23 protein-coding genes are annotated in these 25,061 nt (G+C 30.4%); 5 read left to right on the forward strand and 18 right to left on the reverse strand.

Translation table 11 applies throughout. The features are described 5' to 3' along the window. Nucleotide 1: 1 nt before the first annotated feature. Together Q0684_RS10940 and Q0684_RS10945 are read right to left on the reverse strand one after the other, a co-directional pair. Nucleotides 2-1,597, reverse strand: coding sequence for a peptide chain release factor 3 (locus Q0684_RS10940; protein WP_299016540.1), 1,596 nt, complete (start codon nucleotides 1,595-1,597; stop codon nucleotides 2-4). Between the two features lie 190 nt (nucleotides 1,598-1,787). Next, entirely contained in the window at nucleotides 1,788-2,471 is a 684-nt protein-coding gene (locus tag Q0684_RS10945) for a peptidylprolyl isomerase (protein WP_299016542.1), read from the reverse strand. Nucleotides 2,472-2,590: 119 nt separating this feature from the next. Here Q0684_RS10945 and idi point away from each other — a divergent pair, with 119 nt between their 5' ends. Next, nucleotides 2,591-3,121, forward strand: a complete 531-nt coding sequence (idi, locus tag Q0684_RS10950; protein WP_299016544.1) for an isopentenyl-diphosphate Delta-isomerase — start codon at nucleotides 2,591-2,593, stop codon at nucleotides 3,119-3,121. 4 nt (nucleotides 3,122-3,125) lie between these two features. Next, nucleotides 3,126-3,539, forward strand: a complete 414-nt coding sequence (locus tag Q0684_RS10955) for a 6-carboxytetrahydropterin synthase (protein WP_299016546.1) — start codon at nucleotides 3,126-3,128, stop codon at nucleotides 3,537-3,539. A gap of 79 nt (nucleotides 3,540-3,618) precedes the next feature. Here the strand turns inward: Q0684_RS10955 and Q0684_RS10960 are convergent, their stop codons facing one another. The 6 genes from Q0684_RS10960 to Q0684_RS10985 all read right to left on the reverse strand — a co-directional run bounded on the left by Q0684_RS10960 (nucleotide 3,619) and on the right by Q0684_RS10985 (nucleotide 11,146). Next, nucleotides 3,619-5,811: a M1 family metallopeptidase gene (locus Q0684_RS10960; protein WP_299016548.1), complete on the reverse strand. Its 2,193-nt coding sequence runs from the start codon at nucleotides 5,809-5,811 to the stop codon at nucleotides 3,619-3,621. 179 nt (nucleotides 5,812-5,990) lie between these two features. Continuing rightward, nucleotides 5,991-8,123 carry a M1 family metallopeptidase gene (locus Q0684_RS10965; RefSeq protein ID WP_299016550.1) on the reverse strand — a complete coding sequence of 711 codons (2,133 nt, stop codon included), beginning with the start codon at nucleotides 8,121-8,123 and terminating at the stop codon, nucleotides 5,991-5,993. A gap of 25 nt (nucleotides 8,124-8,148) precedes the next feature. Continuing rightward, a complete protein-coding gene (locus tag Q0684_RS10970; RefSeq protein WP_299016552.1) occupies nucleotides 8,149-8,652 on the reverse strand; it encodes a DUF6702 family protein in 504 nt (167 codons plus the stop codon). Nucleotides 8,653-8,684: 32 nt separating this feature from the next. Further along, nucleotides 8,685-9,488, reverse strand: coding sequence for a hypothetical protein (locus tag Q0684_RS10975; RefSeq protein ID WP_299016554.1), 804 nt, complete (start codon nucleotides 9,486-9,488; stop codon nucleotides 8,685-8,687). Between the two features lie 82 nt (nucleotides 9,489-9,570). Then, complete coding sequence (locus tag Q0684_RS10980; protein ID WP_299016556.1) at nucleotides 9,571-10,368, reverse strand: carboxypeptidase-like regulatory domain-containing protein; 798 nt, start codon at nucleotides 10,366-10,368, stop codon at nucleotides 9,571-9,573. A gap of 7 nt (nucleotides 10,369-10,375) precedes the next feature. After that, the gene (locus Q0684_RS10985) at nucleotides 10,376-11,146 is read right to left on the reverse strand and encodes a carboxypeptidase-like regulatory domain-containing protein (protein ID WP_299016558.1); all 771 of its coding nucleotides are present in this window, start codon (nucleotides 11,144-11,146) and stop codon (nucleotides 10,376-10,378) included. A 136-nt stretch (nucleotides 11,147-11,282) separates the two neighbouring features. Between Q0684_RS10985 and pepE the strand changes: the two genes are divergently transcribed. Continuing rightward, a complete protein-coding gene (gene pepE / locus Q0684_RS10990) occupies nucleotides 11,283-11,993 on the forward strand; it encodes a dipeptidase PepE (protein ID WP_299016560.1) in 711 nt (236 codons plus the stop codon). A 42-nt stretch (nucleotides 11,994-12,035) separates the two neighbouring features. Here the strand turns inward: pepE and ribB are convergent, their stop codons facing one another. The 6 genes from ribB to tpx are packed head-to-tail and all read right to left on the reverse strand — an operon-like array spanning nucleotide 12,036 to nucleotide 18,817. After that, the gene (gene ribB, locus Q0684_RS10995) at nucleotides 12,036-13,181 is read right to left on the reverse strand and encodes a 3,4-dihydroxy-2-butanone-4-phosphate synthase (protein ID WP_299016562.1); all 1,146 of its coding nucleotides are present in this window, start codon (nucleotides 13,179-13,181) and stop codon (nucleotides 12,036-12,038) included. Nucleotides 13,182-13,187: 6 nt separating this feature from the next. Beyond that, complete coding sequence (locus Q0684_RS11000) at nucleotides 13,188-14,633, reverse strand: LptF/LptG family permease (RefSeq protein WP_299016564.1); 1,446 nt, start codon at nucleotides 14,631-14,633, stop codon at nucleotides 13,188-13,190. Nucleotides 14,634-14,693: 60 nt separating this feature from the next. Next, entirely contained in the window at nucleotides 14,694-15,350 is a 657-nt protein-coding gene (locus Q0684_RS11005; protein ID WP_299016566.1) for an outer membrane lipoprotein carrier protein LolA, read from the reverse strand. Nucleotides 15,351-15,391: 41 nt separating this feature from the next. Further along, nucleotides 15,392-17,902 (reverse strand): DNA translocase FtsK, encoded by a 2,511-nt coding sequence (locus Q0684_RS11010; protein WP_299016567.1) that lies wholly within the window; start codon nucleotides 17,900-17,902, stop codon nucleotides 15,392-15,394. 30 nt (nucleotides 17,903-17,932) lie between these two features. Next, nucleotides 17,933-18,313 (reverse strand): diacylglycerol kinase family protein, encoded by a 381-nt coding sequence (locus Q0684_RS11015; protein ID WP_299016569.1) that lies wholly within the window; start codon nucleotides 18,311-18,313, stop codon nucleotides 17,933-17,935. Nucleotides 18,314-18,319: 6 nt separating this feature from the next. Next, nucleotides 18,320-18,817: a thiol peroxidase gene (tpx, locus tag Q0684_RS11020; protein ID WP_299016570.1), complete on the reverse strand. Its 498-nt coding sequence runs from the start codon at nucleotides 18,815-18,817 to the stop codon at nucleotides 18,320-18,322. 130 nt (nucleotides 18,818-18,947) lie between these two features. Between tpx and Q0684_RS11025 the strand changes: the two genes are divergently transcribed. Continuing rightward, nucleotides 18,948-20,372 (forward strand): MATE family efflux transporter, encoded by a 1,425-nt coding sequence (locus tag Q0684_RS11025; protein WP_299016573.1) that lies wholly within the window; start codon nucleotides 18,948-18,950, stop codon nucleotides 20,370-20,372. Between the two features lie 42 nt (nucleotides 20,373-20,414). Continuing rightward, nucleotides 20,415-20,639, forward strand: a complete 225-nt coding sequence (locus Q0684_RS11030; RefSeq protein WP_299016575.1) for a hypothetical protein — start codon at nucleotides 20,415-20,417, stop codon at nucleotides 20,637-20,639. An 84-nt stretch (nucleotides 20,640-20,723) separates the two neighbouring features. Here Q0684_RS11030 and Q0684_RS11035 read toward each other — a convergent pair whose 3' ends face one another. The 4 genes from Q0684_RS11035 to Q0684_RS11050 all read right to left on the reverse strand — a co-directional run bounded on the left by Q0684_RS11035 (nucleotide 20,724) and on the right by Q0684_RS11050 (nucleotide 24,947). Further along, on the reverse strand, nucleotides 20,724-21,239 hold the full coding sequence (locus Q0684_RS11035) for an OmpH family outer membrane protein (RefSeq protein ID WP_299016577.1): 516 nt from the start codon (nucleotides 21,237-21,239) through the stop codon (nucleotides 20,724-20,726). A 58-nt stretch (nucleotides 21,240-21,297) separates the two neighbouring features. Then, on the reverse strand, nucleotides 21,298-22,209 hold the full coding sequence (gene miaA / locus Q0684_RS11040) for a tRNA (adenosine(37)-N6)-dimethylallyltransferase MiaA (protein ID WP_299016579.1): 912 nt from the start codon (nucleotides 22,207-22,209) through the stop codon (nucleotides 21,298-21,300). Between the two features lies 1 nt (nucleotide 22,210). Beyond that, nucleotides 22,211-23,035: an ion transporter gene (locus tag Q0684_RS11045; protein WP_299016581.1), complete on the reverse strand. Its 825-nt coding sequence runs from the start codon at nucleotides 23,033-23,035 to the stop codon at nucleotides 22,211-22,213. A gap of 136 nt (nucleotides 23,036-23,171) precedes the next feature. Further along, nucleotides 23,172-24,947, reverse strand: coding sequence for a long-chain fatty acid--CoA ligase (locus Q0684_RS11050; protein WP_299016583.1), 1,776 nt, complete (start codon nucleotides 24,945-24,947; stop codon nucleotides 23,172-23,174). Between the last annotated feature and the right edge of the window lie 114 nt (nucleotides 24,948-25,061).

A 25,061-nucleotide genomic window follows, 5' to 3' on the forward strand; every position in this document is an offset into this window, starting at 1 on the left:
CTTAATTATTCTTAAACTCACTTGTAAAATGCAGTTTTACAGTTGGGTATTTGCTTTGGGTCATTTGTATTGTAAATGCAGAATCTGCTAAAAACACCAATTGCCCTTGTTTGTCTTTTGCTAAATAACGTTGTTTTACACGTTTAAAGTCTTTAAACTCGTCGTTTTTAGCATCTTCAGGTTCTACCCAACATGCTTTATGTACTTGTAAATTTTCGTATGTACATTTTGCACCATATTCGTGTTCTAATCTGTATTGAATTACTTCATATTGTAAAGCACCAACTGTACCAATTACACGTCTACCATTCATGTCTAAGGTGAATAATTGCGCAACACCTTCATCCATTAATTGATCTAAACCTTTGTATAATTGTTTAGATTTCATTGGATCTGCATTATTCACATATCTAAAATGTTCTGGAGAAAAACTTGGTATTCCTTTAAAATTCAATTGTTCGCCTTCAGTTAAGGTATCTCCAATTTTAAAATTACCAGTATCATGAATTCCTACAATATCTCCCGGGAAAGATTCGTCTACAATTTCTTTTTTCTCAGCAAAAAAAGCATTCGGACTAGAAAATTTTACTTTTTTACCGTTTCTAACATGTAAATAAGGAGAATTTCTTCTAAAAACTCCTGATACAATTTTTATAAAAGCCAAACGATCTCTGTGTTTAGGATCCATATTGGCATGTATTTTAAATACAAAACCTGTTAATTTTTCTTCTTTAGAATCTACTAGACGTTCTTCTGCTTTTTTAGGTTGAGGTGATGGCGCTATTTCTATAAAAGCATCTAACAACTCTTTTACCCCAAAATTATTTAATGCAGAACCAAAAAATACGGGTTGTAATTTACCTTCTAAATACTGAGCGCTATCAAAAGTAGGATATACTTCACTAACCAATTCAACTTCTTCTCTTAGGGTTTCTGCGGCAGTTTCTCCTATAATTTCATCTAATTTAGGGTTTGCCAAATCATCAAATTCTATACCTTCAGATATTGATGTTTTGTTATCACCAGAAAAAAGGTTTAGTTTCTTTTCCCAAATGTTGTAAATTCCTTTAAAATCATAACCCATACCAATAGGAAAACTCATTGGTGTAACTGTTAAACCCAGTTTTTGCTCAACTTCATCTAATAAATCAAACGCATCTTTACCTTCTCTATCTAATTTATTTATAAAAACAAGCATAGGTATGCTACGCATTCTACAAACTTCTACTAATTTTTCTGTTTGTGGCTCAACACCTTTGGCAACATCAATAACAACAATAACACTATCTACAGCAGTTAAAGTTCTAAACGTATCTTCTGCAAAATCTTTGTGACCAGGTGTGTCTAATATATTTATTTTTTTGTTTTTGTAGATAAAAGCTAAAACAGAGGTAGCTACAGAAATACCACGCTGACGCTCAATTTCCATAAAATCTGAAGTTGCGCCTTTTTTAATTTTGTTATTCTTTACAGCGCCTGCTTCTTGTATTGCACCACCAAAAAGTAACAACTTTTCTGTTAATGTGGTTTTACCAGCATCAGGATGCGATATAATACCAAAAGTTCTTCTACGTTCTATTTCTTTTAAAAAGTTCATCTACAAAAATTGAGGTGCAAAGATAAGTTTTATTATATAATTTTTATAGCGTTTTTAGTGCTATACTCACAAAAAACTTAAGGTAGCTTTTACCTATTTTTTAAGATTAAATTTCTGAAATCGTAATTACTTCTTATAGCAGTAAATTTTAAGGAGATTTTACTTTTTCTTAAGGTGAAATAAGTAAATTTTATTCTAATATTTCAATAGTCATTCTAATATCTTCCATAGGCCATTCATCTACACCAACTTTTACTTTAGATATTTTATTCATAGTATCAAAGCCAGCAATTACTTCACCAAAAACTGTATGTTCTTTGTTTAAATGATGGGCACCTCTTTTGCTATGTACCATATAAAATTCAAATGGGTTAGAAAGTTTATCAGGATTGTCTTCCCAATCTCTGGCAGCTGCTAAAGCACCATATTTGTGTTTTCTATTGCTTCTAAACTCTGGTTTTATTCTGTAATTACCATATAATCTGCGTTGTTTTAAAGTATATGTATCATCAGAATTACCACCTTGTATTACAAAGTTTTTAGCCACTCTGTAGATTTCTGTAGTATCAAAATATTTTATTTTAGTTAAAAAAATAAAATTAGCTCTATGCACAGGCACATCATCGTACAAACGTATTTTAATATTACCAAACCTTGTTTTTATAATAACCTTATTTTCTTTATTTGTCTTGCCATATGCTGTAAAAAAGGCTTCAACATTGCTTTCATTTAAACTGTCCCAACGTTTTTCTACTTTTTTTTCTAGATTTTTTTGAGGATTTGTTGCCTTATTGTTTTTAATGGTTTCTTCTCCTTTGCATTGAAAAAGAAATACGCTAAAAAAGACAATTAAAAATTTTACAACTATTTTCATGAAAAGATGATTTTTTGAGAAGTCAAATATAAATCATCAACATAAAATAAAACGGAAATTTGATTTGTTTTAATTTTTTTTTATGATTTATTGCTACCTCATTTGCTATTTTTGTTAAAATGATAGAAAACGTAATTTTAGTAGATTCTAATGACCAAAAAATTGGTTTAATGGAAAAGATAGAAGCACATGAAAAAGCTTTATTACACAGAGCATTTTCTGTTTTTATTTTTAATGATAAAGGAGAATTGATGTTACAACAAAGAGCGGCCTCTAAATACCATTCGCCCTTGTTATGGACGAATACTTGCTGCTCTCATCAAAGAGATGGAGAAACCAATTTACAAGCAGGTAAAAGAAGATTGATGGAGGAAATGGGTTTTACAGCAGAGTTAAAAGAGGTTTTTTCTTTTATTTACAAGGCGCCTTTTGATAATGGATTAACTGAGCACGAACTAGACCATGTTATGGTTGGTTTTTATAATGATGCACCTATTGTAAATAGGGAAGAGGTAGAAGCTTATAAGTGGATGCCTTTGGAAGATGTTAAGAAAGATATTGAAGATAAACCTGAGCTATATACAGCTTGGTTTAAAATTATTTTTGAAAAATCTTACGAGAAAATTGCGAATTACAACTTAATCAAATAAAAATATGCCTAAAGTTACCGTTCATAGAAAAGCGCATTTTAATGCAGCACACAGATTGTACAGAAAGGATTGGAGTGATGAGAAAAACTTTGCGGTTTTTAATAAATGTAGCAATCCAAACTTTCATGGCCATAATTATGAGATGATTGTTTCTTTAAAAGGAGAAATTGATCAAGAAACAGGTTATGTGTATGATTTAGGTATTTTAAAAAATCATATAAAGTCTGAAATTGAAGAATGTTTTGACCATAAAAACTTAAATTTAGAGGTTGAAGAGTTTCAGGATTTAAACCCTACTGCAGAAAATATTTGTGTGGTTTCTTATCAAAAGTTAAGAAAATTATTACCTACGCATTTAGATTTAGAAATTACTTTGTACGAAACTCCTAGAAACTTTGTAAGTTATTCTGGAGAGTAATTTTAAAGATTACAACACAATTAAAAAAGCCTCGTTTACAACTTGTAAACGAGGCTTTTTTAATCTAGAAAAACAAACTTTAGTTTTTCTGTTTATTTTTAAATTCATCAAACTTATCGCCTTCTTTTTTAGGCCAAGTATTGTTAGAAGTATCTACATCTGCAGTTTCAAAATCTGGATCTACCACGATACTTTTAATTTCTTTGGTTGATGCAAAAACTCTTGTTGCAGCGTTGTCATTCTTCATCCAAATTTGAGCAGGAAAAGTTTCTCTTTTTGTAGTACCATCTGCATAAGTTAATTCTACAATTAATGGCATAATTAAACCTCCTGGCTTTTCAAATTCTACAGCATATAAATAAGCAGGTACTTCAGCACCATCAGCATATTTGTCTAAAGCTTTTGCGTTAGCATCTTCTTTTTTATCAGTAATGTAAACTAAGTCACCTAAACTATCAAAATATTGCTTGTATTGCTCTTTTAATTTGGTAACACGCTCACTTGGTTTGTCTGTTAAGTAAAGTGGTTTTACTTCTTTAATACCAATATCTGTTACATCTGTAGTATAAAACCAACCTCTAAAAAACCAGTCTAAATCCATAGCAGAAGCGTCTTGCATAGATCTAAAGAAATCTTCTGGAGTTGGGTGTTTAAACATCCATCTTTGTGAGTATGTTCTAAAAGCATGGTCAAACAATTCTGGTCCCATAATTGTTTTTCTTAAAATATATAAACCAGCAGCTGGTTTTGTGTAAGCATTTGGTCCAAATTGTTTTACATAATCTCCTTGAGACATAATAGGAGAGATGTTAGATTGATCTCCACCCATGTATCTTGTAATTCCTTTTGCAGGGTTAGAGGCAAACAATTCTGCATCATAAACATCAGAAGCTAAAATTTCTACAAAAGAATTTAATCCTTCATCCATCCAAGTCCATTGTCTTTCATCAGAATTTACAATCATTGGGAAAAAATTATGTCCAACCTCATGTATAATTACACCAATCATTCCTTTTTTAGTTCTATTAGAATATGTTCCATCAGGATTTGGTCTTCCAAAATTAAAACAAATCATTGGGTACTCCATACCTTGTCTTTCTGAGTGTACAGAAACTGCTTTTGGGTAAGGATAATCAAAAGTTAATTTAGAGTATTCTTCTAACGTAGTAGCTACTGCTCTTGTAGAATGCTCTTCCCATAGAGGATTACCTTCTTTTGGGTATAAAGAAGTAGCCATAATAGTTTTGCCGTTTATGTTAACAGCCATAGCATCCCAAATATATTTTCTAGAAGAAGCAAAAGCGAAGTCTCTTACTTTTTCTGCTTTAAACTTCCAAGTTTTGGTTGCTGTTGCTCTTCCTTTTTCATTTTGTTCTGCCTCTTCTTGAGAAACAATAAGTACAGGATTGTCAAAAGACTTTCTTGCTTTTTCAAAACGCTTGCGTTGTGTTTTTGTTAACACCTCTTTTTCGTTTTGTAATGCTCCTGTTGCTTCTACAATATGATCTGCAGGCACTGTTAAGCTTACTTCATAATCTCCAAATTCTAAAGCAAATTCAGAGCGTCCCCAAAATTGCATATTTTGCCATCCTTCTACATTATTATATACAGCTAATCTTGGAAAAAATTGAGCGATAGTATAATTATTGTTTCCGTCTTTAAAAGTTTCTAGTCCAGAACGTCCGCCATCTTTGTTTATGTCGTTTATTTTATAGTTCCACTGAATGCTAAATTCAAACGTTTTACCTGGTGCTAAAGGTTCTGGTAAATTAATACGCATCATGGTTCTGTTAATTGTGTGTGATAAAGGTTTACCGCCACTTTCTACTTTTGTAATGTTGTAACCAAAACCTTTCTTTTTACCCATGTAAGAACTCATAAAATTATCTGGTGTAACAAAAGGACGCGCAGAATTTGAGCTAGCCAAAGGTGTTTGAGAATCGTCTGCTCTCATGTTTTGGTCTAATTGTACCCATAAATATTCTAAATGATCTTTAGAGTTATTGTGATACGTAATGTCTTCATCTCCATAAATTTTATTATTGGCTTCGTCTAAACGAATATCCATAATATAATCTACTTTTTGTTGTGTGTATTGGTGTCCTGGGGCACCAGCTGCATTGTGCTGATCGTTTGGTGTAGCCAAAAGATCTTTCATTTGTCTAAACTTATTTTGATCTGTATGACCTTGTTGGGTTCCCTTTTTTTCTTGAGCAATGGTTGCAAAAGAGATAAAAAAAAGAGAAAATACGAGTAAAGAGAGTTTTTTCATAAACTAAAGTTGATTTTAAAAATAATTGGCAAATTAAGAATATCTTGGGAATAAAGTAAAAATGTGTATCTTTTTAACAAATCTTTATTAGAACAAAAAACGATGTAGAATCATATCTACATCGTTTTTTTATTTTGTTGAAAGTTCTCGTTTTTAAAAACTATAAATCTAACTTTGTTTTAGTTTTTATTTTTTGCCTTAAACTTGCTAAATTGATCTCCCATTTGTCTTGGGTAACTGTTGTTAGACGTATCTACATCTGCAGTTTCTAAATCTGGATCTACTACAATTTTAGTAATTTGCTTATCAGAATGAACAGCTTTAGTTACTTGAGCATCTGTATATCTCCAAATTTCTGCAGGATACATTTTTTTCTCTGTTGTACCATCTTCATAAGTAAACTCTACAATAATTGGCATTACCAAACCTCCTGGTTTATTGTAAGTAATTTCATAGAAATACTTTGGTTGCGCGTTGTTAGGTTTGTTAATTTTTAGGCCATCACTAGTGTCTTCAATAAAATCTACACTACTGTTTCCTGCATCTTTTGCATAAAATTTTCTTACGCTTTTTATACCGATATCTGTAACATCTGTGGTGTAAAACCAACCTCTAAAAAACCAATCTAAGTCTACACCAGAGGCATCTTCCATAGTTCTAAAAAAGTCTGCAGGTGTTGGGTGTTTAAACATCCACCTTTGTGAGTAGGTTTTAAATGCATGGTCAAATAACTCTTTACCCATAATGGTTTCTCTTAACATCCATAAACCAGTTGCTGGTTTACCATAGGCGTTGTTACCAAAGCTGTAAACGTTATCTCCTTTAGACATAATTGGTGCAATTCTAGATTGATCTCCAGCCATATAACGTACTATGTTTTTAGGATATCCTCTCACAATAGGAAAGTTAGGATCATAATCTAATTCTGCTAGCATTTCCATAAAAGAGTTTAAGCCTTCATCCATCCAAGTCCATTGTCTTTCGTCTGAATTTACAATCATCGGAAAAAAGTTATGTCCAACTTCATGTATGGTTACTTTTATCATTCTGTACTTTACTCTGTCAGAATATCCGCCATCTGGTAAATCTGGTCTTCCTGGATTAAAACAAATTTGTGGATATTCCATACCCATTTGTCCATCTACAGAAATTGCTTTGTGATAAGGATAATCAAACGTGTATCTAGAATATGTTTTTAATGTTTGTGCTGCAGCTCTTGTAGAGTGGTCTCCATATAAAGGATTTGCTTCTTTAGAGTATAAAGATTCTGCCATTACAGTTCTACCATTAATATCTACAGCCATAGCATCGTAAATAAATTTTCGAGAAGAAGCAAAGGCATAATCTCTCACATTTTCTGCTACAAATTTCCAAGTTTTTGTTTTCTTAGATTTTGTTTTTTCAATTGCTGTAGCTTCTTTTTGAGTTCTTATAATTACAGGATCGTTAAAAGATTTTCTTGCTTTTTTTATTCTATTTAATTCTTTCTTAGAAAAAACTTCTTTTGGGTTTTGTAAAACTCCTGTTGCACCTAACATGTGATCTTCTGGAGTAGTAATATTCACTGTAAAATCTCCAAATTCTAAAGCAAATTCACTTCTTCCCCAAAATTGGTCGTTTTGCCAACCTTCTACATTATCATACACACACATTCTTGGGTAAAATTGTGCAATTACATAATTGTTATTTCCGTTTTCTTTAAAATGTTCGTAACCAGATCTACCACCTTGTGTTCTGTGGTTGTTGATGTTGTACCACCACTTTATTTTAAATTTAAACTTCTCTCCAGATGCCAATGGTTTTGCTAAATTAATACGCATCATGGTTTGGTTTATAGTGTGCGATAAATTGCTACCATCTATATTGGTTACACTTTCTATTTTAAAACCACCATCAAAAGCATCTTCTATATATGCAGTGTTAAATCTTGTTTTTGAGGTTTTGCTAGGTATGGTACTTGGCTGAATATCTGGCGTTTTAGAATCTGCAGCACGCATATTTTGGTCTAATTGCACCCATAAATATGCTAAAGTATCGTCTGAATTGTTGTGGTAGGTTATGGTTTCATTACCATAAATTCTAGTATTTTCATCGTCTAAAACGATGTCCATGTTATAGTCTACCTTTTGTTGTGTATACTTTATACCAGGTGCACCAGAGGCAGTTCTTTGTAAATTTGGTGTAGGTAAAACATCTTTCATTTGGCGAAATTTGTTTTTATTTACATGCCCTTGTTTTGTTTTTGATTCTTGTGCCATAAATGCACTAGAAACAAATAATAGTGAAAAGAGTAGTAGTCCTAGTTTTTTCATAATTGTGTATTTGAATAGATTAATATTAATTGGTATAGATTAGTTTTTCTTCTTGATTTTTTGCAGTAAGTAATACGCTTTTATTTGTATTACCCACTTTAGATTTTATTAAATTTTGCTGTTCAGGAAAATTTTTAAGTAATAATTTACTTTCTACTATTATAGATTGTACATCTGGTATTTCTTCTATTTCTAAATAAAAATAAACCAAATCTCCTTCATACTCCTTGCCAATATACTTAAATTGTTTTGTTACCTCATTTATTTTAAAAGCAAGTGCATTTTTTAGATATTTTTCAAAATAAAAATCATTATTAGCCAATTCTTTTTTGGTGGTTAATTGCAAGTTTATGTCGAATTCTTTGTTTACTTCAAGCTCAATATCATCCATAAAAACGCTTGTAATTATTTGCACAGATTTTGCACTTTCTTTAAATTTTATTTGGGTAAGACTTAAGTAATATTTGTGCGTAGAGAAGGAGAGTAGTGGAATAATAAGTACTAGTAAAAAGTGTTTTTTTAATTTCATAAGTGGTTGAAAACAATTATTGCGCCAAATTACTATTCTTTATTTATAATCTCTAAATAACTTTTGCTTTCTTGCTGAAAAACTTTAATGATATCTAAAATTTTATTGTCTTTATGCATCTGTTCTATGCCTAAAGGATTGCAATAATCTAAAAAATGAAAATATCTTTCTATAGGGATTTTTAAATTTTCGAAAAAGAATTTTTCTCCTAATTCTGACATGATTTTATAAGGAAACTCCTTTTTTCTTTGTAGCTTTTTTCTAAGTGCCCAAAGTCTTTCAGAATACCCAAAAGGCACTACAACTGCAGCACCAGCACCTGCAAATTGTGCTGTAGGATCTACATTATTCATAGGAGGTTTGGCCAAATCCATTTCATCTATTGGACCAACAACGTTTTTATCAATTTTAGAAAAGTCCATTCTCACCCTTAAAAGGGAATCTCTTTTATCTACGGGTGCTTCTTTAGCGTCTATACCTAATCTGCCAGATAAATCGTGTCTTTTTATTTCAAAAGTATCTAAAACAATTGTTTTGTATTTTATTTTTACTTCAATATTTTTCTTCTTGATATTTCTTTTCTTCACAACAACAAATGTGGTAAAGTGTTGCACAGAAGAAATTCTAAGCGAATCTCCTTCTTTAACAAACATGATAAAGCTACCATTATCGGAAGAAAAAGTACCTTGATTGGTTTTTAGATTGATAATATTAGCATTTTTTACGGTACTTAAAGAATCTGTTACTTTTCCATTAATAAGTGCTCGCCTTTGTTGTGAGAAGGTTGTGTAACAAGTGAAAATTAAAAAAAAGAGATAAAGTAGCTTTTTTAGCATATATTCAATTATATATGGCACAAAGTACATAAAAACTGCTTTTATAAAATATTATGTACTTTAAAATTCTGTTAAATAGCCATTACTCTTGTTTTATAATGGCTAAATATGTTTTACTTTCTGTTTTTAAAATAGTTATAACAGCTCCTAATTTTTTTTCCATATAAAGATGAAACAAATTTTTAAACGTACAATATTCTATAAAATGATAATATTTATCTTTCGGAATTTTAAGTTCAGTAAAAAAGAAATACGATCCTAGTTCACTTAATAATTTATCGGGTATTTTTTGGTATTCTCGCAATTGTTGTGCGAATTCTCTTTTTTTATTACTTGTTAAGCTTGTAGCAAACCCAACGCCTCCAAACCCGTAGCTTGGTAAATTTACTTTTGTAGCTTTTATTAGGTGCGTTTCATCTGCACCAATACCCATATTTGCAATTTTAAAAGGATCTAAACCTAACAAGCCATCCATTAAACTTTTTACGGCTTTTTCTTTATAGGTAAGTTTCATTGCTTTAATGTCAACTTCCATAAAACCGGTTAAATTAGTGTTTTTAACTACAACTTCATCTAAAAGTATTGTTGCTTTACTTAAAAAAAATATATTTTGTTTTTCTCTAAAATGAAAAGGTTTTACTACAATTGTTCTAGTTGTAAAACCTATGGCACTAATTTGTAAACTGTCTTTAATTTTTGCGGGAATTGTAAATAAACCTTTGGCATTGGTATAAGTTCCTTTATTATTTTGAAGATTAACAATATGTACATTTTTAAGAACATGGGTAGAGTCTATAATTGTTCCTTTAAAAATATTTTTACTTTGTGCAAAGCAAGAAATATTGATAATTAAAACGAAGAAAATTATTTTTTGAAACATAAAACGTTTACTTATAATTGTTTGCGATGTAATTTTTAGATTTTTTTTCTAAAAATTTAATCAATTCAAACTCGTTACCTAATAAGTTTCTGCTGTAAAGACTGTCTTGCACACAGTAATTTAAAAATTTATAGGAGTCTTCTTCTTTAATTTTAAAGTTTGGTAATAGTAAATGCTGATATTTTTGAAATAGTTTATCCGTATCTTGAATCTCTTCAATTAGTGCTTTTCTCTTAATCAATTTTTTTAATCTGCCAGAGAATGTATTAATAATACCGTCTAAAGAAATACCTCCAGCACTTGAAGTTGCTGTAAATATTTCTCTATCTTGCTTTTCCATTTTTTTCTTGTAACCACCAAGTTGCAAGAGTTTAATAAAAGTAAGTTCTTCTATATCTGGTGCGGGCACTTCTTTTAAATCTAAATCTAGATTACCTAAAAGATTATGTTTTTTTACAGTAACTTCATCTAAATTATACCTTTCTGTTGCTAAAACTATTATATTTAGCTTTTCTCTAAAATGATATGGTTTTACCTTTATTTTTTGGGTTTTGTAGCCTATTGCAGAAATTTGTAAACTATCATTTTCTGTTGCAATAATTTCAAAAAGTCCGTTTTTATTAGAAAAAGTTCCTTTGTTATTTTTTAGATTAATAACATGTACATTTATAACAACGTCTATGGAATCTACAATTTTACCGTAGAATATTTTTTCTTTTTTTTGAGCAACACAAAAAGTAGTTATTGCCAAAAATAAGGGAAATAATTTTAGTTTCATTTGTTTGCTTTGCAACAAAGAAAGCAGTAAACGCTCTTAAAACTCTATTAATACAATTGTAAAAAGTTGTTAAATAACTTTTTATTCACTTTTAAAAAAAGGAAATATTACAAAAAAAATAAATTATTTTTGACTTATGAAAAACATGATAATTGCAAGTACATCTACCGTTTTTGGCAGTGGATATTTAGAATACATTTTACCTACTTTAAAAGTTCATTTTAAAAATGTTAAAACACTACTTTTTATACCTTATGCAAGACCTAGTGGTATTTCTTATGCTTCTTATACAGCCATTGCAAAAAAGGCTTTTGTTACTATAGATATTAATGTTAAAGGTATACATGAATATGAAAACCCTAAAAATGCGGTTGTAAATGCTGAAGCTATTTTTACAGGCGGTGGCAATACTTTTGAGTTGGTAAATCAACTTTATAAACAAGATATTGTTGGCAGTTTAAAGCAAGTTTTAGAGAGTGGCACACCTTATTTGGGTACAAGTGCAGGTAGTAATATTTGTGGGGTTTCTATGATGAATACTAATGATATGCCAATTGTATATCCACCAAGTTTTACAACTTTAGGTTGTCTACCTTTTAACATTAATGCACATTATTTAGATCCAGAAAAAGGTTCTAAACACATGGGGGAAACCCGTGAAACTAGAATAAAAGAGTTTCATGTTTTTAATGATACACCTGTGTTAGGTTTACGAGAAGGAAGTTGGTTAGAGGTAATAGGGGAAAACATCATTTTAAGAGGAAACCATTTAGCAAGATTATTTCAAAAAAACAAAAAAGCAAAAGAGTTGCAAATTGGAGCTTTAGATTGGAAAAATTTTGTGTAATTTTTTCAACATTCCAACTTCATGCTTCCAACTTCAATATTACTAATACTTCACATAATCTACAATTTCTAAACCATAACCAATCATACCAACACGTTTGGTTTGTTCTGAATTAGAAATTAATTTTAGTTTACTAATATTAAGGTCGTGTAATATTTGAGCACCAATTCCAAAATCTCTAGCATCCATTTTAATTTCTGGTGCTTTAATTTCTCCTTGTTCTTGGTTTTCTTTTAAAATTTTTAACCTACTTAATAAGTTCTGCGATTGGTTTTGTTGATTTACAAAAATTATGGCACCCTTGCCTTCATCATTTATCACCTGAAACATTTGATCTAGTTTCTGATCTGCATTATTGGTTAAAGTACCTAAAATATCATTATTTACTAAGGTAGAATTTACTCTAGTTAAAATGCTTTCTTCTTTGGTCCAAGAACCTTTGGTTAAGGCAATATGCACTTGGTTATTTGTAGTTTGTTGGTAGGCTCTTAAACGAAACTCACCAAAACGTGTAACAATATCAAAGTCTTCTTTTTTCTCAATTAAAGAGTCGTGCTCCATTCTGTAAGCCACTAAATCTTCAATAGAAACAATTTTAATATCAAATTTTTTAGCAACTTTTAATAACTCAGGTAAACGAGCCATTGAGCCATCTTCATTCATTATTTCTACAATAACTCCAGCAGGTTTTAAGCCTGCTAAACGTGCAAAATCTATAGCAGCTTCTGTATGGCCTGTTCTTCTTAATACACCACCCGTTTTTGCTTTTAATGGAAAAATATGGCCAGGTCTAGCCAAATCGTGAGGTTTAGTGTTACTATCTATTAACGCATTTATGGTTAATGCTCTGTCTGATGCAGAAATACCTGTAGTAACGCCTTTGCCACGTAAATCTACAGAAACTGTAAATGCAGTTTCCATAGGATCTGTGTTGTTATTAACCATCATGCCTAATTCTAGCTCTTTACAGCGTTTTTCTGTAAGCGGAGCACAAATTAAACCACGACCGTGAGTTGCCATAAAATTAATCATATCTGGCGTAACTTTTTCTGCAGCAGCTAAAAAATCGCCTTCGTTTTCTCTATTTTCATCATCTACAACAATAATTACTTTACCATTTCTAATATCTTCTATGGCTTCTGCAATATTGTGTAATTGTGTTTTTGTGTTGCTAGATAAAGTTGTCATAATATTTTAATTGTCTTTTTTAGACTTGAATTTTTTAAAGAAATTACTAATTGGTTGTGTTATGGCATCTGTGTTAAAAATACCTTTGTCATTAGTAGCTCTTCTAGTTAATAAAATACCTAAAGGTACCATTACCATTGCAGAAATCCATGCACCTAACAAAGAGGTTATAGAGCTTTCTTCTGCTAAGTTTTTACCCATAGTATTCCCAAAAAAGTAAATTACATAGATGGCTATTGCCAAAATCATGGGCAAACCAAAACCACCTTTTCTAATAATAGAACCTAATGGAGCTCCAATAAAAAAGAGTATCAAACAAGAAAAAGATAGCGCAATTCTTCCATAAAACTCAGAATCGAAAAAGTTTAACGTCTTTCTTTTCCATTTCATGGGTTTCATGTTGTTAGAAACATTGGTTAAAGCACTGTTTATTTTTGTGTTTGCACTATTAAGAATACTTATTTTATTGTCTAGCGTAAAGTTGTTTAAGATATTTAAGCTGTCTAGATTTTTGGGTATTAAAGAATCTTGATATTTATACAATAACTTTGCAGAGGATAAAGAAGTAATTGTTGCGGCTCTGGATCTTAAGAGTTCATTATATGAATTTTTTAAAACAGGTATGGTATCACTAAGCTGATTTAAGGTTCGCATATTATAATTGTTCTTTACTTTTTCATCTTCTAAAGCATCATTACCAACCAATTTAGAAATATCAATATTAAATTCGTATTCTTCAAATGTAGCCGAAGAAGCAGGCATTTTTTTTCTTTTAGCTGTTGTTCTAGCCATTCTTGTATGGTCTTCATAATAATAACCATCGTACAAAATAAAAGTCATATACCTACTGCCATCTTCTGAAACAATTTTACCACGTTCTGCAGTAATAACTTTTGTGTTACCATATCTACCACTTAAATCATAAATTAATACTTTTTTAAGTAGGTTTTCTTCTTCACCATATTTTTCATCAAATTTAATTTGAAAACTTTCTAGATTGTTAAAACTGCCAGGAACCAAGGCTAGCGCAGGCTTTTTCTTTTTTATATTGTAGTATAAATTACGCTGTTTAAAAACTGAGTAAGGAAAAATATTGTTTAAAAAAATAAAATTTACAGCACTTAGTAATAGGGTTAAAAATATTAATGGTCTTACCAGTCTTTGCAAAGAAACTCCTGCAGATTTTGCAGCTGCAAATTCATAGTTTTCGCCTAAACTACCCAAAGCCATAATGGATGATAAAAGTACGGCAATTGGTAAGGCTTGTGGCACAATCATTAACGTAGTGTAATACATTAGTTTAGCAATAAAAACAAAGCTAATTCCTTTACCAGCAATGTTTTCGAACATTTGCCAAAGAAATTGCATAACCAAGACAAAAAGCACAATTAAAAATGTAGCTATAAAAGGTCTTAAAAAAGTTTTTAAGATGTATTTATCTAAAATTTTCATTGCATCAAAAGTACGCTCTTAAATGTAAATAGGCTACTAATATTTTACTAAAAGAAGATATTAATCTATGGTATAGTTTTGCCCTAAAAATTTTTCTTTATTGAAGGTGAAAAAATTAGGAGACAAATCTTGATTCTTTTTAAACGTTGTAATTGTAAACGTGGTTTTAGAGCCATTTGCGCCGGTTTGAATTAGTTTGTAAATATGCTTTGTTTTCGCATCTATACCTAATTCAACCTGAACAATTTCAGAAGTACTATCTATAGGGTTTAAAGTTACATATTGTATGCTTCTACCTTTTGTGTTTTGCAACTTACCCATTACAAAATTATAACCTTCTTTATAAAAACTTAGAAGTTTAGATGGATATACGAAGCCATCATCTTCACCTAAATCTCCCTCAGTAATAGAAACCTCTTTTTCATCGTTATTAATAATATGTAATCTCTTGCCATCATATAAAAAATGATTTCCTAAATAATTGAGCTTGTATTTCTCTCCTTGTAAATTAATTTCGCCTCTAATTGGTGGTTCATCACCTTCATTTATACCAGCATCTTCATTACTTAAAGTTTGGCTAAAGCCGATATACATATTTTTATAAGCACCCATTTTTACAGAAACTTCATCTAACAAAGTTTTAGCTTCTTCTGAGTTTTGCGAAAAAGTAAGTGTGGTAAAAAATACAGTAATTACTAAAAATAATATTTTTTTCATAAGGTTAAAATTGTATGGCTCTTATTTTATTACATCAGAGGTTATGCGTTTTTTTCGTTTTCTAATAGTTGATCTAAAGCTACTAAATCTGATACTAAAACCTGCCTTGCTTTACTACCTTCAAAACCGCCAACAATGCCAGCAGCTTCTAGTTGGTCTATTAATCTACCAGCTCTATTATAGCCGAGCTTTAATTTACGCTGTAATAAAGATGCAGAACCTTGTTGTGCTGTAACAATAATTTCTGCAGCATCTTTAAACAGCTTGTCTCTATCTGCTATATCAACATCAATACTTATGCCATTTTCATCATCTACATACTCTGGTAATAAAAAGGCTTCTGAGTAGGCTTTTTGAGAGCCAATAAAGTCTGTAATTTTCTCAACTTCTGGTGTGTCTACAAATGCGCATTGTATTCTATTAATATCATTTCCTGCTGTATATAATAAATCTCCTCTACCAATTAATTGATCTGCACCACCAGCATCTAAAATTGTTCTAGAATCTATTTTAGAGGTTACTCTAAATGCTATTCTTGCAGGAAAGTTTGCTTTAATAATACCTGTAATTACATTTACAGATGGTCTTTGTGTGGCAACAATTAAGTGAATACCAATGGCTCTAGCTAATTGTGCTAATCTTGCAATTGGTGTTTCTACTTCTTTACCAGCAGTCATTATTAGATCTGCAAATTCATCAATAACCAAAACAATATAAGGTAAAAATTGATGCCCATCATTAGGGTTTAATTTACGTTTTTTAAATTTTGCATTGTATTCTTTTATATTACGAACCATTGCCGCTTTTAGCAAATCGTAACGATTGTCCATTTCTATACAAAGTGAATTTAAGGTATGTACAACTTTGGTAGTGTCTGTAATAATTGCCTCTTCTACATCTGGTAATTTTGCCAAATAATGGCGCTCTATCTTATTAAATAAAGTAAGTTCTACTTTTTTAGGATCTACTAAAATAAACTTAACTTCTGCTGGGTGTTTTTTATACAAAAGTGATGTTAGAACTGCATTTAAACCAACAGATTTACCTTGCCCAGTTGCACCCGCCATTAGTAAGTGTGGCATTTTAGCTAAATCTACCACAAAGGTTTCATTAGAGATGGTTTTACCTAAAGCAATAGGCAATTCCATTGGCGATTCTTGAAATTTCTTAGAAGAAATTACAGAGTGCATAGATACAATTGTAGATTTTTTATTAGGTACTTCTATACCAATAGTTCCTTTACCAGGTATAGGCGCAATAATTCTAATACCTAAAGCAGAAAGAGATAAGGCAATATCATCTTCTAGGTTTTTAATTTTAGAAATTCTAATACCTGCTTCTGGTACAATTTCATACAATGTAATAGTTGGCCCTACAGTTGCTTTAATTTCTGCAATACCAATTTTATAATTTTTTAAAGTTTCTACAATTCTATCTTTGTTTGCCTCTAATTCTTCAGGATCAATAGAAATAGTTTCGTTGTACTGTTTTAGTAAATTAAAAGTTGGAAATTTAAAATTAGCCAATTCTAAAGTGGGGTCAAATTCACCAAAATCTTTTACCAATTGGTCTGCTAAGTTTTTAGTAGCGTGTTCTTCATCTCTATTTATAGCCACATCTATTTCTACCTCGAGTTCAGTTACTTCTTCTTGTGCTTCGTTAATTGGTTCTTCAATTACTAAATCTGTTTTTAAAATAGGTGCTTTAACTTCTGGTTTTGTAGTTTCTACTTTTAATTTTATGCTGTCTTTACTTTCAGAGACATCAGAATGTTTTGTAATCGTTGGTTTTAAATCAATAATCGATTTTTCAAATGTAGATTTTTCCTCTGTTTTTAAAGGAGTATTTGTATTTGAACTTGACGTTTCTGTTTTTGGTTGTGTTGTTATTTCAGGAATTACAGTTTCCTTTTCTTTAGTAGAATCTTCTTTCTTTTTATTTGCTAAGGCGATTCTATTTTGTTTTAGTTTTTCTAAAAAGCTATCAAAAGTAACCTTATAACGCAATACCATATAAGTTATAAAAAAGAAAATAAGGGCAATAATTAAACCAGTTTTACCAATAAATGTTTGTAAAAAATCATTAATTTCAAAACCAACGGTACCAGATAATAAAGCATATTTTTTATTTACAAAACCTAGTGTTACAGATAACCATAACATGGCTACCAAGCCCCAATTCCATGATACAATTATTTTAGATAGTTTTTTTTGAACTAAAGTGGATAAACCTGTGTAAAAAAGTTGAAAGCATAAAATAAAAGCAGCAATACCAAAACCTTTATAAATGAAGAAGTGACTCAAATTAGCCCCAAATTTACCCAACAAATTACTGCTTTTAACTTGTTTGTTAGTTAATTCTGTTAAGGTACTGTGGTCTTCTTGCCAATTAAAGAAAAAAGAGATAAAGGCGATACATAAAAAAACAGCAAAACACATTAGAAAAAAACCCGAAATAGTTTTTGCTTGTTTGGTTTTTAAAAAAGCGAAAAATGGACTTTTCTCTCCATTATTTTCTGCTGGTTTTATGGTGCTAGGTTTTCTTTTAGCCATTAATACTTTAGGTATTTAAAATCTATTTTGCTAAAATAACAAATTGATTTTTGGAATATAAATAAAACCTGCAATAATTAAAGAAATAATTGCGGCAAAGGTGGGTGCACCTGCCGCAATATCTTTTATAGAACCAATTTTTACGTGGAAATCTGGGTGAATAAAATCTGCAATTTCTTCTATTGCAGTATTTAAAGCTTCTGCAACTAATACCAAACCAATGGCTAAAAATTGGATCATCCATTCTGTGCCAGAAATATTAAAATAAACACCGATAACAGTTGCAAAAACAGCAATACCTAGTTGTGCTTTAATACTATCTTCTTTAGTAATTAGTAACCAAGCACCTCTAAAGGCAAACTTTAAGCTACGTATTCTACCTTTTAAAAAACCGTCTTTAGCGTTTTTCATGTAATTTTAGATTGCTTTTAAGGCGTTTTCGTAGTTTGGTTCGTCTACAATTTCATTTACTTGCTCTGTATAAGTTACTGTACCGTTTTCATCTATAACAATAACCGCTCTAGAATGTAAAGGTGCCAGTGGGCCAGATGCAAAATCTAATTGGTAATCTTTACCAAAACTACCTATTGCAAAATCAGATAACATTACTACATTTTCTATACCTTCTGCACCGCAAAAACGTGCTTGTGCAAATGGTAAATCTTTAGAAATACATAAAACAACTGTATTTTTTAAACTAGCTGCTTTTTTATTAAACTCTCTAACAGAGGTTGCACAAGTACCTGTATCTATAGATGGAAAAATGTTTAAAACTATTTTTTTTCCAGAAAAATCTGCTAATGTTTTTTCACCTAGATCTACAGTTTTTAATGAAAAATTTGGTGCTTTAGAGCCAACTTCTGGTAAGCTACCTATTGTTTGTATTGGGCCACCTTGTAATGTGATATTTGCCATAATTTTTATATTTTATTGAAATCAAAAGTACTTATTTTTCTTTTAAAAAATAAGTAAGAAATGATAAGTTCTTCCCAAAAATATTGCAACTTTAATATCTATATTTGCACAAAATTAAAAACTATTTTTATTGCAACTTTGTCTTTATACATCAGAATTTAAACAGAATTGGCAACTTGCCGCACCTGTAATGCTAGGCATGCTAGGGCACACCTTTGTTAGTTTTATAGATAATATTATGGTTGGGCAATTGGGTACTGCAGAGTTAGCTGCCGTTTCTTTGGGAAATAGTTTTATGTTTATTGCCATGTCTATAGGTATTGGTTTTTCTACAGCTATTACACCTTTAATAGCAGAGGCAGATACTTCTAATAATTTACAGCAAGCAAAAAATGTTTATAAAAGTGGTTTGTTATTATGTACAAGTTTGGGTATACTTCTTTTTTTAGGTATTTATTTTGCCAAACCTTTATTGTATTTAATGGAACAACCTAAAGAGGTGGTAGATTTGGCTTTGCCTTACTTAGATTTAGTTGCATTTTCTTTAATTCCGCTTATTATTTTTCAGGCAATAAAGCAATTTAGTGATGGTATGTCTATGACAAAATATCCTATGTATGCTACCTTGTTAGCCAACATTATTAATGTAGGTTTGAATTATGTTTTAATTTTTGGAAAATTTGGTTTTCCAGAAATGGGTATTGTGGGCGCAGCTTATGGTACACTTGTTTCTAGAGTTGTTATGGTAATTTATCTGTGGACGTATTTACGTTTCAAAGAAAGATCTGTAAAAATTGTAAAAAACATTAAATTCTTTGTTGTAGATATTGTTTCTATAAAAACAATAACAAATTTAGGAGCATTAAGTGCCATGCAAATGTTTTTTGAAGTTGCTATTTTTACTGCAGCTATTTGGTTGAGTGGTTTGTTGGGGAAAAATCCGCAGGCGGCAAATCAAATTGCACTAAACTTGGCTTCTATGACTTTTATGGTTGCTATGGGTCTAAGTGTGGCTTCTATGATTAGAGTCGGCAATCAAAAAGGACTAAAAAATTATAAAGAACTACGTAGAATAGCTTTTTCTATTTTTTTATTAGGTACTATTTTTGCTTTTGTCTTTGCAATTTTCTTTTTTATTTTTCATAAAAGTTTACCAAATATTTATGTAGATTTAAACGATACTGTGAATTATTATGATAATATTGAGGTGGTAAAAATAGCCTCTAAATTATTATTAGCTGCTGCATTTTTTCAAATTACAGATAGCATACAAGTTATTGTTTTAGGCGCTTTAAGAGGTTTACAAGATGTAAAAATACCTACTATTTTAACCTTTATTTCTTATTGGGTAGTTGGTTTTCCTATTTCTTATTATTTTGGTAAAGAAGAAATGTATGGTAGCTTTGGTATTTGGTTAGGTTTATTGGCAGGGTTGTCTACGGCAGCTGTTTTACTTTTTATTCGTTTTAATTTGTTAACTTTAAAATTGATAAAAGAAAAAGAAGAGGAAACTAATTTTTTGCACGCAGGTAAAAAATTAAATGAAATACAATAATTTTCGGCTGCGTTCGAGTTTATACAATTTAGATTTTTAGAAATGGATTTACCAAAATTTTTATTAGCAGATAATAGTAATTTTCCTGAGGATATTTTTGTGTTGCACACAGAATTTCCGCGCTTTGTAATTAACTTAAAAGATGATGAAGTAGAATGGTTTGAAGACCTTACAGGGGAAAATGAAGAAGATATTGCCACAGAATTGGCAGATTTAATGGATAAAGCAGGAGCTTTTTATGATGAGGAAATGAAAGAATATCAATAAAAAATACTGCCAATTATAGTATTTAAAATTAAAAACCTCACTTTTACTTAAAAGTGAGGTTTTTTAAATTGGTAAAGTAAATTATTATTTTACTTCTGGTTCTTTTATGCCTAGTCGTTTTAAAACTAGTTTTGTAATATCAAATTTAGGGTCTAAATACGCAAACTGATTTCCTTTAACTGTTAAAATTTGAGAATATCCGTTTTCTTTAGAAATTTCTTCAATAGCTTTACCTAATTTTTTATATAATGGTCGCATTAATTCCTCTTGTTTTAAACCCATTAAAGTGTTCCCATTTTTTTTATACTGTTGCACTTCTTTGTCTAATTCAGTCAATTCTTTTTGAGTAACTTTTTTTTCTAAATCACCCATTTCTTTCTCTTTCAATTTATAGTCTTCTATTTTTAGTTTCAACTCATTTAGTTTTATATTAAAAGAAGAATCTAATTTGGCGCCATACTTTTGCGTTAATTTTATAACGGTTTTGCCTTCTGGCATTAAGTTGAGTATATAATCGTTATCTACGGTACCTACTTTTGTTTGTGCAAGTGTTATTGTGTTTATTGCCAGCGCAATTAGTATAAATATTTTTTGTTTCATTTTATGTTTTTAAAAGACAAAGATAAAAAAGGAAATGAATTTTAAAAATGCACTGATCTTAATTTTTAGAAATAGTATTGGTAATGGTTTCTATAATTTGGTTAGGGTTGGTTTTATAGTCAAACCAAAGGGTATTGTTGTCTCTTTTAAACCAAGTAAGTTGTCTTTTTGCAAAACGTCTTGTATTTTTTTTAATTTCAGAAATGGCAAATTCTTTGGTAAAATCGCCATCAAAATAAGAGAATAATTCTCTATAACCTACGGTTTGTAATGCGTTTAATGCTTTGTTTGGGTATAGTGCTTTCGCTTCTTCAAGTAAACCATTGGCAATCATAAGATCTACACGTTTATTTATTCTATTGTAAATTATTTCTCTATCTGCTTTTAAGCCAATTTTTATAACGTTAAAGTTTCTTGGTTTTTTGGGTTTGTTTTTAAAAGTAGAGTAGGGTGTGCCAGATCCAATACAAACCTCTAAAGCACGCATAACTCTATGAGGATTGTCTAAGGCAATTACATTATAGGTTTCTAAATCTAATTTTTTTAATTGTTTTTGAAGCACTTCAATACCTTCTTTTTCTAGTTTTTTGGTTAAATTCTCACGAATTTTAATATCTACTTCAGGAAAATAATCGAGACCTTTTAAAACTGCATCTACATACAAACCAGAACCACCAACCATAACCTGAATTTTATTTTTTGTAAAAAGAGTATCTAATTTAGCTAAAGCATCTCTTTCAAATTCGCCAACATTGTATGCCTCAAAAATGCTTCTATTTTGTATAAAGTGGTGTTTTGCACTGTTTAATTCTTCAGGCTCAGGAACGGCAGTTCCAATGGTCATTTCTTTAAAAAATTGCCTAGAATCGCACGAAATAATTTCAGCATTAAAAGCTTGTGCTAATTGAATGCTTAATGCAGTTTTACCAATTGCAGTAGGACCAACAATTGTAATTAAAGTATTGTTCATTTTAATTTAAAGTGTTTCCACAATTATAGCAAAAAGTAGCATTTTTTGCATGTTTATCTTTTAAACAATTGGGGCAGGCTTGCGTATTATTATCTTCATTTAAATTAGATTTTGTTAACTCAGAACTCACAATACCTGTAGGAATTGCAATAATTGCATACCCTAAAATCATAATAATACTTGCAATTAATTGGCCTAAAGGAGTTTGTGGTGCAATGTCTCCAAAACCTACTGTGGTTAGCGTTACAATTGCCCAATAAATGCTTTTGGGTATATTGGTAAAACCATGTTCTTCACCTTCAACCATATACATTATTGTACCTAAAATGATACAAACAATTACAACAAAGAAAAGAAAGACCGATATTTTAGCTTTACTAGCTTTCATTGCTAAAGTAAGTTTTTCTGAAGCGCCTGTGTATCTTGCTAATTTTAAAATTCTAAAAACTCGTAATAAACGTAACGCTCTAAGTGCAACTAAACTATGCGAGCCCACCAAAATAAAAGACAAGTACATGGGTATTGTAGATAGAAAATCTATAATACCGTAAAAGCTAAAAATATACTTAAAGGGTTTGTTTATAGAAATAATTCTTAAAATATATTCAAGCGAAAAAAATATGGTAATAATCCATTCTCCTATATATAAAAGTTCATGATATTTGGTATCTATACTTGCTACACTTTCTAGCATTACTAAAATTATACTAGCAAGAATAGCTATTAATAGTACTACATCAAAAATTTTACCTTCTCTGGTATCTGCCTCATAAATAATTTCATGTAGCTTATGTTTCCAATTATTATTTTCTTTAGAATTACTCAAAATAGATTTTTTATCTACTACAATAGTACAAAGATTTAATCATTTTTTAAATCTTTAATCTTATTTCTTACCATTAGTAAAGGTAGAATTTACGCAAAAAAAATACCGATGTTTTAAACATCGGTATTTTTAGCATTTAGTTGTTGTATATTTTTTCGTAGAGATTTTTGTAAATATCTTTAATAATTTCTCTTTTCATTTTCATTGTAGGCGTAAGATGTCCATCATCTATAGACCAAACATCTTTGGTAAGCTCAAAACGTTTTATTTGCTCCCATTTCCCAAAATTGTTATTGCATTTGTCTACTTCTTGCTGTATTCTTTTTATAACAATGTCAGAACTCGCAATTTCTTCGTTAGAGGTACCAATAGTTAGTTCTTTATGTTTAATCCAGCCTTGTATAAATTCAAAATTTGGCTGAATTATAGCAGCAGGCATCTTTTCCCCTTCACCAATAACCATTACTTGCTCTATAAATAAAGACTGTTTTAGTTCTCCTTCTAATAAAGGAGGTACTACATATTTACCGCCAGAAGTTTTAAACATTTCTTTAGTTCTACCTGTAATTTTTAAGAATCCTTCTGCATCAAATTCGCCCTTGTCTCCTGTATGAAAATAACCATCTTTTAATACAGAGGCTGTTTTTTCAGGATCTTTATAATAACCCATCATTACATTTGGTCCTTGTACTAAAATCTCACCATTTTCTGCAATTTTAACGGTTACGTTATCAATAGGTTTACCAACAGTACCTGTTTTAAAACCTCTGTTTCGTTGGTCATTTACAGTTACCACAGGAGATGTTTCTGTAAGCCCATAACCTTCCATAATTGGCATGCCTGCAGCCGTAAATACTTTGGTTAACCTTTGTTGCAAAGCAGCACTACCAGAAACCATTAATTTTAGCTCGCCACCTAAAGCTGCTTGCCATTTAGAGAAAATTAATTTTCTAGCTAAACCCAACTTTTTTTCGTACAACCAACCATTTTCTCCATTAGGTTTGTATTGCAAACCTAAATTTACAGCCCAAAAGAACAAACCTTTTTTAATACCCGTAAGTGCCTCACCTTTTAAGATGATTTTGTCGTAAATTTTCTCGTATAAACGCGGTACAGCAGTCATTACATTTGGTTTAATTTCTTGCGCATTTTCAGATAGTTTTTCTATAGACTCAGCAAAGTAAATAGAAACCCCACAATATTGATATAAATACAAAATCATACGCTCAAAAATATGGCAAACAGGCAAAAAGCTTAAACCAATATCTTTTCCGTATTCTAAGGGTACTCTATCTCTAGAAGCCAAAACATTGCTCACAATATTTTGATGAGAAAGCATAACACCTTTAGGTTTTCCTGTAGTACCAGAAGTATAAATTAGCGTAGCTAAATCTTCCGTTTTTACATTGTTTTTTCTAGTTTCTAATTCAGCATCATTTGCTGTATCTTTACCTAGTTCTAAAATTTCTTTCCAAGATTTTTCACCAGCAATATCATCAAAAGTAAAAATTGCTTTAAGTTGGGTGTTTGCTTTTATAGCATTTATTTTTTCTAAAACTTCTAAATCAGAAACAAAACAATAAATAGATTCTGAGTGGTTTAAAACGTACTCATAATCTTCTTTACAAATAGTAGGATATATAGGCACATTTTGCGCCCCAGTTTGTAAAACTCCAATATCACAAATATTCCACTCTGTTCTGTTGGTAGAAGAAATTACTGCAATTTTATCGTTTGGTTTTACACCTAAACTAATTAATCCCTTACTTATTAAATCTGCTTGCGCTATATATTCTTTAGTAGAAATGCTTTCCCAAGTATTATTATAATTTGTTGTAAACGCCTTTTGTAAGTTGTATGTTTCTAACTGATAATAAGGAAAATCGAATAACCTTTTTATTTCTATTGCCATAAATGTAATTTTGTTAAATGCAAATTAGACAATTTAGCTGTATTTAACAAATAGTTATTTTAATACGCTCTTTTTTAAGAAATATTTATAATTGCTGTATATAAATTAACTATT

The organism is uncultured Polaribacter sp., from assembly GCF_947503875.1.
In the GTDB taxonomy this organism is placed as follows: Bacteria; Bacteroidota; Bacteroidia; order Flavobacteriales; family Flavobacteriaceae; genus Polaribacter.